Here is a 13067-nt window from a genome sequence, read left to right on the forward strand (position 1 = left end):
CGACCCGTGGGCGTGACGTGACCGCCTGACGTCCGGGTGTCCGCGTGAATCCGCCGGGAGGGGGGCGCCACAAGCGCCCCCCTCCCGTAGATCCGACGCCGCGGACGGGTTACAGGTACGGGCCCGAGCGGGCGCCCGTGTGCGGGCCGTCCTCGTCGTCCTCGTCGTGCGACACCCCGGGCGGCAGCGCACGGCGCATCTGCTCCAGCTGGGCGCGGGCCGCCATCTGCTGGGCGAACAGCGCCGTCTGGATCCCGTGGAAGAGACCTTCGAGCCAGCCCACCAACTGGGCCTGCGCGATGCGCAGTTCGGCCTCGGAAGGGATCGCCTCCTCCGTGAACGGGAGGGAGAGCCGCTCCAGCTCTTCGACCAGCTCCGGCGCGAGGCCGTCTTCCAGTTCCTTCACGGACGAGGCGTGAATGTCCTTCAGGCGTACGCGGCTCGCCTCGTCGAGAGGAGCCGCGCGGACTTCCTCAAGGAGCTGCTTGATCATGCTGCCGATCCGCATGACCTTCGCCGGCTGTTCGACCATTTCCGTCACCGGGACCTCGCGGGACTCGTCGTCTCCACCGCCGATGGCCATCCCGTCCTGGCCTACGACCAGGATGTGGGGGCTGTCCGGCGACTTATCGTTCCTCGGCATCTCCATGCCGCCCATTCTCTCGCACACGTGCCTCACATCACGTTGTGCCCCCGGGAAGGGGTGATCCACCGCCCGGCGGGCGGTGATTCCGGCCCACGGCGCGGTGTTTCACGTGAAACACCGCCGACCGTGCCGCGCCTCGTTCAGAGTCGTCGGAGCCGCAGCCCCAGAAATCCGAGACCGAGGCCCGTCAGAGTCAGGCCCGCTCCCAGCGAGAGGACATGGAAGCGGAGATCGGATTCGGTGGAGAGGGCCCGGGGCGACTGGCGGTGCCGGGCCGGCGGCTGGGGCGCCGTGGGGATGGACGCCTGCGGCGACCCCGGCTGCGAGGGCTCGGGGGCGGGGGTCCGCTCGGCGGGCCGCGGTTGTGCCTCGTTCAGGGCCGAGGCGATTTCGTCGGGAGCGTCCGGCACGGAGGGGTACTGGGCATCGACCCGGCCGGGCCGCGTCCGGCCCACGCCCGCCCTGCTGCCCGCCAGGTGCTGCTCCTCGGAGGAGACCCGGGACGAGGGAGTACCGGAAGGGTCGGGCGAGGACGAGGAAGAGGCTGAGGGCGAGGAAGAGGAAGAGGAAGAGGGTGAGAGCGAGGGCCCGGCCGTGGTCGAGGGAGACACGGACGGGCCGGAGGGCGGGTCGCCGACGGCAGCCGCGTAGGGCAGGGGCGTCAGGAGCAGAGCCCCCGTCAGTGAAACGGCCGCGGTGAGCGACCGGATCCCTGGAGCCATGGCAGAGGCCCCTTCCCGTACGGTGCGCGAGATCGCCTGGGGTGGCCGAATCAGCGTCACACGGGGCGAGTTGTGCGGCATCCCGAAAGCCGTCCCGAGTGCGCCGAATGGGACGGCCGCCGGGAGGCGGGGTTCCCTTCGGAAGCGGCACCGGCCGTCGGCACGCGGGGCGGCCCGGCACGCGCCGTGCCCCCATACGCCCGAAGGCCCGGCGGCAGGGGCGACGGGCCTTCGGGTGGAGGAGCGGGGCGTGGTTACTGCCCGGGCGGGTTGCCCGACGAGATCTGGATCGTGAACTGCGCGTTCTTCTTGTCCACGTCCACGCCGGCGGCCGGGAACTGAGTGACCACCACGTCCTGGCCCCACTGGCCGTTGTCCACGGTCTCGGTGTTGACCTTCCAGCCCGCGGCCTGGATGCAGGACTTCACCGACAGGATGTCCTTGTACGAGAAGTCGGGCGCCTGGACCTTGCCCGGGTCGAGCGTGGAGGTCTGGGGCGACGTGCACTTGTCGGTGTCCATGGTGCGCTCACGCTCGGGGCCCTTGTGCCCGGCGGCCGCCGAGCTGCTGGCCTTGGCGTCGCCTCCGCCGTCGCCCGAGTCGCCGTTGTTCAGCGCAAGCGCCGTGACGAGACCGCCGACCGCCAGCAGGGCCACCGCCACGGCGCCCACGATCACGCCGGTGTTGCGCTTGCCGCCGCCTGAGGCGGGCGACGGGGTCGGGGACGGGGACATCGAGTACGGCGGCGGCGTGTGGGACGCCATCGGGGCGGGCTGCTGCGGATACCCGTAGGACGGCTGGGGCTGCTGCGTCGGCGCCGGGGTGGGCGGGCCGTAGGGGCCCGTCTGGTACGGCGTCTGCACGTTGCCCTGGAGGCCGGGCGCGGCCTGCGAGTCGAGCGGCGGGAAGACCGTCGCGCCGACGTTCGCGCCGCTGGAGAGGGGACCGCCGCCGGTGATGACGGGGGCGGCTCCCATGTGGCCCGACGAGGCGATGCGGAGGATTTCGTCATGCATGGCCTGGGCGCTGGGAAAGCGCTCGTTCGGGTTCTTCTTCAGCGCGCGGGCGACCAGCGCGTCCATGGCCGGCGTGATCGACCGGTTGACCGAGGAGGGCGCGACCGGCTCCTCCTGGACGTGTGCGTACGCGATCGCCAGCGGCGAGTCCGCGTCGAAGGGGATGCGCCCGGTGAGCAGCTGGAAGAGCATGATGCCGACCGAGTACAGGTCGGAGCGGGCATCCACGCCGCGGCCCAGCGCCTGCTCGGGCGAGAGGTACTGGGGGGTGCCGACGACCATGCCGGTCTGCGTCATGGAGGTGACGCCGGACTGCATGGCGCGGGCGATGCCGAAGTCCATCACCTTCACGATGCCGCGCTTGGTCATCATGACGTTGCCGGGCTTGATGTCCCGGTGGACCAGGCCCATCTCGTGGCTGACCTCAAGGGCGGCCAGCACGTCGGCGGTCACCTTGAGGGCCTTGTCGGCGGGCATCGCGCCGTACTGCTGGATGTCGCGCTGGAGCGTCGAGCTGAGCGGTTCGCCCTCCACGTACTCCATGACGATGTACGGCATCACGCCGTCGCCACCGGCGCCGGAGCCGCTGAACACCACCGTGTCCTCGCCGGTGTCGAAAACGGAGACGATGTTGGTGTGCTGGAGCTTGGCGACCGCCTGTGCCTCGCGGCGGAACCGCTCGCGGAACGACTGTTCCCGGCCGAGTTCGGTGTGCAGGGTCTTGATGGCGACGTGGCGGTCCAGGGCGGAGTCGTACGCGAGGTACACCGACGCCATTCCGCCCTCGCCGAGGAGGTCGCGGAGCTGGTAGCGCCCGCCCGCGATGGAACCGCCCGCATAGCGGCCGTGTGCGCCGTCCTGGCTCATGACTGTGCATCCCCCTTGGCGCGGTGGCCAGTGATGATCCTCGATTTTTCAGGCCAAGTCTGCCCGAGGGGTGGTTCACGTCAAGCTGAGTGCCCGTTCCGTGACCGTACGCGCGGCAAGAAACGCGCAAGCGTTACAGGAATGGCATGGAAAGCGTACGAGATGTGCATGGGTACACGCGGAACCGATTGGATGGCCGGTCCATCCCGGACCGGGGTCACGCGCCAACGCTGTAGCGTGCACTACTGCACAACCAGCGGATGAGTACGACGGAAGACCCTCAGGAAGACCGCGGACGCGGCCAGATACGACGGCGAGGACTGATGGCACCCGAACCCGACGGAAACGGCGCCGGGATGGCCGATGGGCAGGAACACGAGTCGTGGGTCGGCGGTCTCGTCGGCGACGGCCGTTACCGCCTCACCCACCGGCTGGGTCGCGGCGGCATGGCGGAGGTGTTCGCCGCCGAGGATGTGCGCCTCGGCCGCACCGTCGCGGTGAAGCTGCTCCGGGCCGATCTCGCCGAGGACCCGGTGTCCAAGGCGCGCTTCACGCGTGAGGCGCAGTCGGTGGCCGGCCTCAACCACCACGCGGTGGTGGCGGTGTACGACTCCGGTGAGGACGTCGTGGGCGGCCAGATCGTCCCGTACATCGTGATGGAGCTCGTCGAGGGGCGCACCATCCGTGAGCTCCTGGTCGACGCGGACGCGCCGCCGCCGGAGCAGGCGCTGATCATCGTCGCGGGGGTGCTGGAGGCGCTGGCGTACTCGCATCAGCACGGCATCGTGCACCGTGACATCAAGCCCGCCAACGTGATCATCACCGACACCGGCGCGGTCAAGGTGATGGACTTCGGCATCGCGCGCGCCCTGCACGGCGCCCAGTCGACGATGACGCAGACCGGCATGGTCATGGGCACCCCGCAGTACCTCTCGCCGGAGCAGGCGCTCGGCAAGGCCGTCGACCATCGCTCCGACCTGTACGCGACCGGCTGTCTGCTGTACGAACTCCTCGCGCAGCGGCCCCCGTTCATCGGCGAGACACCGTTGTCGGTGGTCTACCAGCACGTCCAGGACATGCCGGTACCGCCGTCCCAGGTGGCTCATGTCGCGCCGCCCGAGCTCGACGGCCTCGTCATGCGTTCTCTGGCCAAGGACCCGGACGACCGGTTCCAGTCCGCCGAGGAGATGCGCGGCCTGGTCCAGTACGGGCTCCAGATGCTTCAGGCGCAGGGCGGCCACACCGGCACCTGGAACACCGGCCCGGTCGCGTTGATGCACGAGGGCCCCCGCACCCCGGCGATGGGCAGTGCCGGTGCCACCGCGGCCATGGGCCACCCCGTGCACGGGGACACCTCGCAGTTCGGCGGCCCGCTCCTGCCGCCGTCCAACCCGGACGACGGCGGGTACGACGGGTACGGTCACGGCGCTCCGAAGCGGAGCAGCAGCTCGGGCAGGATGGTGCTCTTCGTGGTGCTCGCCATTGTCGCGATCGCCGCGGGTGTGGCCTTCGCGCTGAAGGCGACGCAGAGCTCGGGCGGAGGCTCGGGCGGCGGCGGGGGAACGACCTCGAACTCCCCGAAGACTTCGCAGTCGGCTCCCGCATCGGACAACCCGCAGACCCCGGACACCCCGGGCACCAGCCAGGGCCAGTCGTACAGCAGCAGCACGAACGGCAACGGCGAGTCGCCCTCGCGTCACCGCTCGCGTTCCGCGTCGCCGTCCCCGAGCAAGTCCCAGTCGTCGCACTCGCCGGGCACCGACCAGGGCACGACGTCGGGGACGAACGAGGGCACGGACACCGAGGGCACCACTTCCGGGAACGAGGGCACCAGCTCCGGGAACACGGGCACGTCCAGTGGCAACACGGGTACGACGTCCGGGAACACCGGGACCACCGAGGGCACCAGCTCCGGCAATACGGGCACGTCCAGTGGCAACACGGGCACGTCGTCCGGGAACACCGGGACCACGCGTGGCACCACCGCCGGGAACACGGGCACCACCACCGGAAACACCGGCGGCACCAAGCCGACCCCGTAAGACTGACCCTCACCCCGCGAAGGCCTCGCACACCGCCTCGTACTCGCGGGTCCACCAGACCGCCAGGGCCGATGCCGCAGGAAACTGCGGGTCGGCCCTGCTGTCGTGCAGCTGGTAGCGCCAGCGCAGGATCCAGAAGTCGTTCAGCCGCTCCCACCACACCCGGTGCACGGCGGCGGCCAGTTCCTCGGCGTCGGCTCCGGTGGCCCGCCGGTAGGCCCGCGCGTAGGCCCGTACCTTGGCCAGTTCCAGCTCGCCGGAGGGGCGCACGAAGAAGATCGCGGCGGCCCGTACCGCCTCCTCGGCGCGTGGCTGCACACCGAGCCGGTCCCAGTCGACGATCGCGGCGGGCTCGGCCGAGCGGCCCTCGCCGCGGTACAGCAGGTTCAGCGGGTGGAAGTCGCCGTGCACCCAGGCTCCGGTGGCGGGGGGCGCGGGGCGCCGGTGGGCGTGCTCACCGAGCAGCACCCGCCGCTCCAGGAGCCGGTGTTCGGCGAGTTCGTCGAAGCTGTCCCGGGGCCGGTGCCTGCGGGCCCGCGCCACCAGGTCGTCGATGAGCGCGAGGCTGTCCGCGGGGTCGGCGCTGTGGTGCTCGCCCTGCGCCACGTCGGGCTCCATGACCTGGGCCAGGCTGGTGTGCACGAGTCCGAGCAGCGCGCCGAGCCGGCGGGACTCCACGGTGCAGAGCTGGGCGCCGTCGCGGTGGCGGCCGTGCACCCAGGGGTGCAGGGCGTAGCAGTGGCCGCCGATCACCGCGACGGTGTCGCCGTGGGCGTCGGGTACGGGCGGGGCGACGGGGACGCCGAGGGTCTGGAGGCGTTCGGTGGCCCGGTGCTGGCGGGCGATGGCCTCGTGGTCGCCGTCCAGGTGGTGCTTGAGGAAGTAGTCGCCGCGGGTGGTGGCGAGGCGGTAGCCGCGGTTCAGCAGGCCCTGGGCCACCCGTTCGCAGGAAAGCGGTTCACCGGGGGCTTCGTAGCGGCGCAGCAGGGCGCTCACGGGTGGAGTTGCAGATGAGCGCGGCACCCGACAGATGTTAGATCACGCAACGTGTTTGAGTTGGCGCTCTGTGGATTGGCGCTCTGTGGAGTAGTCCAGCGAATGAACCGTGACGAACTGGGGTTCGATGCGCATGTACACCGGGTCGAAGGGCTCACCGTCCACTTCCCGGGGCGCGGCGCCGAAGAGCGCCAGCTCCTCGGCGGTCGGCTCGAAGGGCTCGGCGGTGCCGGTGAACTGCACCGACCACACCTGGTCCGCGCCCGAGCCGCAGTTGTCCGCGCCATAGGCGATCACGCTGCCCAGGCAGGCGTGGTGGTAGCCGAGGCCCGAGTGCAGGCGCAGCAGGACCCGGCCGTCGACCACGATGTGGCGGGCCGGGGCGACGAACGGCAGGGCACGCATGATCGTGGCCACGCGGCCGTACGGAACACGGCCGAGCAGGTCGATGGCGCGGGCTTCCTCGGAGGACATGCCCCCTACTTTTGCGTTCCGCGGCGGTAGGTGGAAGAGCTGGGAGCCCCGTGACGCCGGGGCCGTAGGTCCCGAATGCTCTTCGGGGCCTACGCCGGGCGCTCGCGGAGCAGGGGCCCGGACCCTCGCGGGCCGGGCGCTTTCAGTGCTGCTTCTCCGCCTGGATCCGGGCCACGTACGCGGCGGCCTGGGAGCGGCGCTCCATGCCCAGTTTGGAGAGCAGCGACGAGACGTAGTTCTTGATCGTCTTCTCCGCGAGATGCAGACGTTCGCCGATCACGCGGTTGGTCAGTCCCTCGCCGATCAGGTCGAGGATCTTGCGCTCCTGGTCGGTGAGGCCGGCCAGGCGGTCGTCACCCTTGCTCTTGCCGCCGTCGCGCAGTCGCTCAAGGACGCGGGCCGTGGCCACCGGGTCGAGCAGGGACTTGCCGGCCGCGACATCGCGCACGGCGGTCAGCAGCTCACTGCCGCGAATCGCCTTGAGGACATATCCCGAGGCCCCGGCCATGATTGCGTCGAAAAGCGCCTCGTCGTCCGCGAACGAGGTGAGCATCAGGCATTTGATGTCCTCGTTCCCCGAACGGATCTCGCGGCAGACCTCGACGCCGCTGCCGTCCGGGAGCCGTACGTCCAGGACGGCGACGTCGGGACGGGTGGCCGGGATCCTGACGAGGGCGTCCGCCGCGGTGCCGGCCTCGCCCACCACTTCGATGTCGTCCTCGACCGAGAGCATTTCGTGGACGCCGCGACGGACCACCTCATGGTCGTCGAGCAGGAATACGGTGATTTTGCCTGTTTCGCGCACGGAATCAGTCTCACACATTCATCCGAAGCACGCCGAAGAGTGCCATAAGTGACCCCTTCCCGAACGTCCGTGACCGGGATAACGTGCCGTTGTTCCGGCGGCCTGCAAGGCTGTGACCAGCGACTGTTCCCCAGTTTCTCGATTTACTTGGAAATCCAAGCAAAATCGCAGGTCAAGTGGGGTTTCGCAGTAATGCGCAGCACTGGGTAACGTGCCTTTGGCAGGGCGCTCGCCGGGGCACCTGTCACGCCTGATCCCCGGCCGAGCGCACACACCCCGTGCACTTGAGACGGACAGGCGAGCCTCCCCCAAGCTCCGGACGAGCCGGGGGGACCCCCAGGCTCACCGGCGAACCCGGGAGCCGGACAGACGGAGGAGCACGCACGTGACCGTGGAGAGCACTGCCGCGCGCAAACCGCGCCGCAGCAGCAAGCGCACCGCCGGCGCCGGCGCGAAGAAGGCCGCCGAACCCGAGCTCGTACAGCTGCTGACGCCCGAGGGCGAGCGGGTCGAGCACCCTGATTACGACATCGACCTGAGCGCCGGGGAACTGCGCGGTCTCTACCGCGACATGGTGCTGACCCGGCGCTTCGACGCCGAGGCCACCGCGCTCCAGCGGCAGGGCGAGCTCGGCCTGTGGGCCTCGCTGCTCGGCCAGGAGGCCGCTCAGATCGGCTCCGGGCGTGCGCTGCGGGACGACGACTACGTCTTCCCGACCTACCGCGAGCACGGCGTCGCCTGGTGCCGTGGCGTCGATCCGACCAACCTGCTCGGAATGTTCCGTGGCGTCAACCACGGCGGCTGGGACCCGAACACCAACAATTTCCATCTGTACACGATCGTGATCGGCTCGCAGGCGCTGCACGCGACGGGGTACGCGATGGGCGTGGCCAAGGACGGCGCGGACAGCGCCGTGGTCGCCTACTTCGGCGACGGTGCCTCCAGCCAGGGCGATGTCGCGGAGGCCTTCACCTTCTCCGCCGTCTACAACGCCCCGGTCGTGTTCTTCTGCCAGAACAACCAGTGGGCGATCTCCGAGCCCACCGAGAAGCAGATGCGCGTGCCGCTCTACCAGCGCGCCCAGGGCTTCGGCTTCCCCGGCGTACGGGTCGACGGCAACGACGTGCTGGCCTGCCTCGCCGTGACGAAGTCCGCCCTTGAGCGGGCCCGGCGGGGTGAAGGACCCACCCTGGTCGAGGCGTTCACGTACCGGATGGGCGCGCACACCACGTCGGACGACCCCACGAAGTACCGGGCCGACGAGGAGCGCGAGGCCTGGGAGGCCAAGGACCCGATCCTGCGTCTGCGGGCCTACCTGGAGAACGCCGGCCACGCGGACGCGGCGTTCTTCGAGGAGCTGGAGAGCGAGTCGGAGACGCTGGGCAAGCGGGTGCGCGAGGTGGTGCGTGCCATGCCCGACCCCGAGCCGATGGCGATCTTCGACCACATCTACGCCGACGGCCACGCGCTGGTCGACGAGGAGCGCGCCCAGTTCGCCGCCTACCAGGCGTCGTTCTCGGACGGGGAGGGCAACTAGCCATGGCCGTTCAGAAGCTGCCGATCGCCAAGGCGATCAACGAGTCGCTGCGCAAGGCGATGGAGACCGACCCCAAGGTCCTGGTCATGGGTGAGGACGTCGGCAAGCTCGGCGGCGTCTTCCGGGTCACCGACGGGCTGTTCAAGGACTTCGGCGAGGACCGGGTCATCGACACCCCGCTCGCCGAGTCCGGCATCGTCGGCACCGCGATCGGCCTGGCCCTGCGCGGCTACCGGCCCGTCGTGGAGATCCAGTTCGACGGATTCGTCTTCCCCGCGTACGACCAGATCGTCACCCAGCTCGCCAAGATGCACGCCCGCGCGCTCGGCAAGATCAAGCTGCCGGTCGTCGTGCGCATCCCCTACGGCGGTGGCATCGGCGCGGTCGAGCACCACAGCGAGTCCCCCGAGGCGCTGTTCGCGCACGTGGCGGGCCTGAAGGTGGTCAGCCCCTCCAATGCGTCCGACGCGTACTGGATGATGCAGCAGGCCATCCAGTGCGACGACCCGGTGATCTTCTTCGAGCCGAAGCGGCGCTACTGGGACAAGGGCGAGCTCGACACGGAGGCCATCCCGGACCCGCTCCACAAGGCCCGTACGGCGCGCGCCGGTTCGGACCTGACGCTGGTGGCGTACGGACCGATGGTGAAGGTCTGCCTCGAAGCCGCGGCCGCCGCGCAGGAAGAGGGCAAGTCGATCGAGGTCCTGGACCTGCGCTCGATGTCGCCCATCGACTTCGACGCCATCCAGGCCTCGGTCGAGCGCACCCGCCGCCTGGTCGTCGTCCACGAGGCTCCGGTCTTCTACGGCGCCGGGGCGGAGATCGCCGCCCGGATCACCGAGCGCTGCTTCTACCACCTGGAGGCCCCGGTGCTCAGGGTCGGCGGCTACCACGCCCCGTACCCGCCGGCCCGCCTGGAGGAGGAGTACCTGCCGGGTCTCGACCGGGTGCTCGACGCCGTCGACCGCTCGCTGGCGTACTGAGGGAATGGTCGTGACGACAATGACTGAGAACGCAGCCCGCTACCGCGAGTTCAAGATGCCGGACGTCGGCGAAGGACTCACCGAGGCGGAAATCCTCAAGTGGTACGTGCAGCCGGGTGACACCGTCACCGACGGCCAGGTGGTGTGCGAGGTCGAGACCGCGAAGGCGGCCGTCGAACTCCCCATCCCCTACGACGGTGTGGTGCGCTCCCTGCACTTCGAGGAGGGCGTGACGGTGGACGTGGGCACGTCCATCATCACCGTGGACGTGGCCCCGGGCACCGAGGACCCCTCGGCCGCGGCGCCCGCCCAGGACGCCGCACCCGAGGCACCGGCCGTGCCCGCCGAAGCCCCCGAGGAGGAGGCGCCCAAGGGCCGCCAGCCCGTCCTCGTCGGCTACGGCGTCTCCGAGGCCTCCACCAAGCGCCGCCCGCGCAAGGGTGCTTCCGTCCCCGAGCAGGCCCCGGCCGAGGCTTTGCGTGCCGTGCAGACCGAGCTGAACGGCCAGGCGCCCGCGCCGGACCGCCCGCTCGCCAAGCCCCCGGTCCGCAAGCTGGCCAAGGACCTCGGCATCGACCTCGCCACCGTGGTGCCGACCGGCCCCGACGGCGTCGTCACGCGCGAGGACGTGCACGCCGCAGCGGCGCCCACCCCCGCCGAAGCGACCCCTGTTTCACGTGAAACAACTCCCGCTCCCGCTCCGGCCGTTCAGTCCGGGGACGCCCGCGAGACGCGGATCCCCGTCAAGGGCGTCCGCAAGGCGACCGCGCAGGCCATGGTCGGCTCGGCGTTCACGGCGCCGCACGTCACGGAGTTCGTGACCGTCGACGTGACGCGGACGATGAAGCTGGTCGAGGAGCTGAAGGCCGACAAGGACATGGCGGGCCTGAGGGTCAACCCGCTGCTCCTGATCGCCAAGGCGCTCCTGGTGGCGATCAAGCGCAACCCGGACGTCAACGCGGCGTGGGACGAGGTGAACCAGGAGATCGTGCTCAAGCACTACGTGAACCTGGGCATCGCCGCGGCCACCCCGCGCGGTCTGATCGTCCCGAACATCAAGGACGCCCACGCCAAGACCCTGCCGCAACTGGCCGCATCGCTCGGCGAGTTGGTGTCGACGGCCCGCGAGGGCAAGACGTCTCCCGCGGCGATGTCGGGCGGCACGGTGACCATCACCAACGTCGGCGTGTTCGGCGTGGACACCGGGACTCCGATCCTCAACCCGGGCGAGGCCGCGATCCTCGCGGTCGGGGCGATCAAGCTCCAGCCGTGGGTCCACAAGGGCAAGGTCAAGCCGCGCCACGTCACCACGCTGGCGCTCTCCTTCGACCACCGGCTGGTCGACGGCGAGCTCGGCTCGAAGGTCCTCGCGGACGTGGCAGCCGTCCTGGAGCGCCCCAAGCGCCTCATCACCTGGGCCTGAGCAGTGCCTGACCGGCCCGGCCCCCAGGGCTGACCGCTCCTGCGACACGGCTGTTCCCAGCGGCGGTTGGCCCGCGGCCCCCGATGCGTCCCCGGACGCGCCGGGGGCCGCGGTGCGTCCGGAAACCGGTGCCGTGCGTGAGCCCGGTGGACAGGGCCGCGAGGGAAGCGGACAGTGGTGTGACGGGCGGCGGGGCTGCCCGGACGTGAGGTCTGTCACGCTCCCGTGACAGGGAGCGGACGCTTCTCGCACAGGTGCTCCCTAGGTTTGTTCTTGCAGCCCCGCCCAGCCTCAACGGCCCCACCCGGCAGAGGAGGCGGCATGCGACCTCTCCTTCTTCCTCCTTCGGCCGTCCGGCCGCCCTGTGCCCTGGAGTCGTTCATGTCGACCTACGCCCGTACCTCGCTCCGTACCCCGCTCCGCGCCGCGATCGCCGTCGCCGCACTCGCCGGAGCCCTCCTCACCCCGGCCGTCGCCTTCGCCGCCGACGCCCCCAAGCCCGCGGCGAGCCAGTCTGCGAACCCGCGTTACGACGGCGAGAAGGTCCTCGTCCACAAGGACGCCACACACGGTGTGCTCGCGGTGCTGCGCAACGGCGCCGAGGGGCCGGAGGTCTGGCTGCGCGCCGTGGGCCCCGGCTGGAAGCCGGGCGACGTCTGGGCCGTGAAGGTCATCGCCGTCGTGAACCGTGACCAGCCGGTGTCCACCGCCCACGAGTACGTGCCCGGCCTCAAGGCGGAGCTGATCAACGCGTCGGGCGCCACCCCGAGTGTGAGGATCACGTCTCCCGGCGGCACCGCCAAGACGTACGCCCTGCCCCAGGGCAAGCCCGCGAGCAAGCCCACCACGAAGCCCGGCGCCCCCGCGGCGAGCGGCGTCACCACCAAGGGCTGCACCGTCACCCAGAGCCGTTCCATCGGCGCGGGCACCGCCGCGGTGCTGACCATGAGCCCGAACGGCCCCAAGGTCACCTTCCAGGACGGCCCCGGCACCCCGGTCCCCTCGCTGGGCACGCTCGACCGCAAGCACCCCAAGCTGCCCGCGTCGGCCGGCATCTACGCGGAAATCCTCAACCCCTACGGCACCGCCCCGCAGCTCAAGTCGAAGGTGGAGGGCGGCGCGGGGTCCCAGTACGCCATCCAGAACTTCCCGAAGCTCCCCAAGGGGTGCACGCTGAACGGCGCCACGCCCGCCAAGACGCCGTCCGTCCCGTCCTCCGCGCCGTCGGTGAACACGGCGGGCCAGACCTCCGTCGTGCCCAAGGGCGCGGTCGCGGCGGGCGCCGAGTTCAAGGAGCAGTCCAGCGACACGCCGGCGCTCGCCGCGGGCGCCGCCGGGCTCGTGCTGGTGGGCGGGGCGGGCTACACGGTCCTGCGCCGCCGCGCCGCGAACCGGCGCTGACCGCGTACGCATCGCTCGAACCCGCTGCCCCGGGCGCCTGGCGCGTCCGGGGCAGCGCCCTGTCCAGAGCCGACCCCGCCCCGCCCCGCCCCGGCCCCACCTCACCCGGCCCCGCCCCGCCCCGCCTTGTTCCGCCCCGTCCCGCGATCCGGACG

General features: G+C 70.9%; 11 protein-coding genes. 5 read left to right on the plus strand and 6 right to left on the minus strand.

Annotated features, from left to right (window positions below):
- Window positions 1-109 precede the first annotated feature (109 nt).
- The 3 genes from ACGFW5_RS29460 to ACGFW5_RS29470 form a co-directional block, all read right to left on the minus strand.
- Window positions 110-649 carry a bacterial proteasome activator family protein gene (locus ACGFW5_RS29460; protein WP_393837349.1) on the minus strand — a complete coding sequence of 180 codons (540 nt, stop codon included), beginning with the start codon at window positions 647-649 and terminating at the stop codon, window positions 110-112.
- Between the two features lie 137 nt (window positions 650-786).
- Window positions 787-1368 carry a hypothetical protein gene (locus ACGFW5_RS29465; RefSeq protein ID WP_393837350.1) on the minus strand — a complete coding sequence of 194 codons (582 nt, stop codon included), beginning with the start codon at window positions 1366-1368 and terminating at the stop codon, window positions 787-789.
- Between the two features lie 254 nt (window positions 1369-1622).
- A complete protein-coding gene (locus ACGFW5_RS29470; protein ID WP_393837351.1) occupies window positions 1623-3251 on the minus strand; it encodes a protein kinase in 1629 nt (542 codons plus the stop codon).
- Window positions 3252-3574: 323 nt separating this feature from the next.
- Between ACGFW5_RS29470 and ACGFW5_RS29475 the strand changes: the two genes are divergently transcribed.
- Window positions 3575-5293 (plus strand): protein kinase, encoded by a 1719-nt coding sequence (locus ACGFW5_RS29475; RefSeq protein ID WP_393837352.1) that lies wholly within the window; start codon window positions 3575-3577, stop codon window positions 5291-5293.
- Between the two features lie 9 nt (window positions 5294-5302).
- On the opposite strand, the gene ACGFW5_RS29480 is transcribed toward ACGFW5_RS29475, so the two are convergent.
- The 3 genes from ACGFW5_RS29480 to ACGFW5_RS29490 form a co-directional block, all read right to left on the minus strand.
- Entirely contained in the window at window positions 5303-6316 is a 1014-nt protein-coding gene (locus ACGFW5_RS29480) for a phosphotransferase (RefSeq protein ID WP_393837353.1), read from the minus strand.
- 15 nt (window positions 6317-6331) lie between these two features.
- Window positions 6332-6763, minus strand: coding sequence for a pyridoxamine 5'-phosphate oxidase family protein (locus ACGFW5_RS29485; protein WP_393837354.1), 432 nt, complete (start codon window positions 6761-6763; stop codon window positions 6332-6334).
- Between the two features lie 142 nt (window positions 6764-6905).
- A complete protein-coding gene (locus ACGFW5_RS29490) occupies window positions 6906-7568 on the minus strand; it encodes a response regulator (RefSeq protein ID WP_393837355.1) in 663 nt (220 codons plus the stop codon).
- 385 nt (window positions 7569-7953) lie between these two features.
- On the opposite strand from ACGFW5_RS29490, the gene pdhA reads away from it, so the two are divergent.
- From pdhA to ACGFW5_RS29510, 4 genes are all read left to right on the plus strand, one after another.
- On the plus strand, window positions 7954-9105 hold the full coding sequence (gene pdhA / locus ACGFW5_RS29495; protein ID WP_393837356.1) for a pyruvate dehydrogenase (acetyl-transferring) E1 component subunit alpha: 1152 nt from the start codon (window positions 7954-7956) through the stop codon (window positions 9103-9105).
- Between the two features lie 2 nt (window positions 9106-9107).
- On the plus strand, window positions 9108-10088 hold the full coding sequence (locus ACGFW5_RS29500) for an alpha-ketoacid dehydrogenase subunit beta (RefSeq protein ID WP_393837357.1): 981 nt from the start codon (window positions 9108-9110) through the stop codon (window positions 10086-10088).
- A gap of 10 nt (window positions 10089-10098) precedes the next feature.
- A complete protein-coding gene (locus tag ACGFW5_RS29505; RefSeq protein WP_393837358.1) occupies window positions 10099-11511 on the plus strand; it encodes a dihydrolipoamide acetyltransferase family protein in 1413 nt (470 codons plus the stop codon).
- A 381-nt stretch (window positions 11512-11892) separates the two neighbouring features.
- On the plus strand, window positions 11893-12912 hold the full coding sequence (locus ACGFW5_RS29510) for a hypothetical protein (RefSeq protein ID WP_393837359.1): 1020 nt from the start codon (window positions 11893-11895) through the stop codon (window positions 12910-12912).
- The last annotated feature ends 155 nt before the right edge of the window (window positions 12913-13067 follow it).

Source organism: Streptomyces sp. NPDC048416 (assembly GCF_043200435.1).
GTDB lineage: Bacteria > Actinomycetota > Actinomycetes > Streptomycetales > Streptomycetaceae > Streptomyces.

Bases quoted from the DNA above. Each gene is read 5' to 3' on its own strand.
- ACGFW5_RS29510 (WP_393837359.1), top strand. From the start codon at position 11,893: ATGTCGACCTACGCCCGTACCTCGCTCCGTACCCCGCTCCGCGCCGCG.
- ACGFW5_RS29470 (WP_393837351.1), bottom strand. From the start codon at position 3,251: ATGAGCCAGGACGGCGCACACGGCCGCTATGCGGGCGGTTCCATCGCG.
- ACGFW5_RS29475 (WP_393837352.1), top strand. From the start codon at position 3,575: ATGGCACCCGAACCCGACGGAAACGGCGCCGGGATGGCCGATGGGCAG.
- ACGFW5_RS29500 (WP_393837357.1), top strand. From the start codon at position 9,108: ATGGCCGTTCAGAAGCTGCCGATCGCCAAGGCGATCAACGAGTCGCTG.
- ACGFW5_RS29460 (WP_393837349.1), bottom strand. From the start codon at position 649: ATGGAGATGCCGAGGAACGATAAGTCGCCGGACAGCCCCCACATCCTG.
- ACGFW5_RS29485 (WP_393837354.1), bottom strand. From the start codon at position 6,763: ATGTCCTCCGAGGAAGCCCGCGCCATCGACCTGCTCGGCCGTGTTCCG.
- ACGFW5_RS29465 (WP_393837350.1), bottom strand. From the start codon at position 1,368: ATGGCTCCAGGGATCCGGTCGCTCACCGCGGCCGTTTCACTGACGGGG.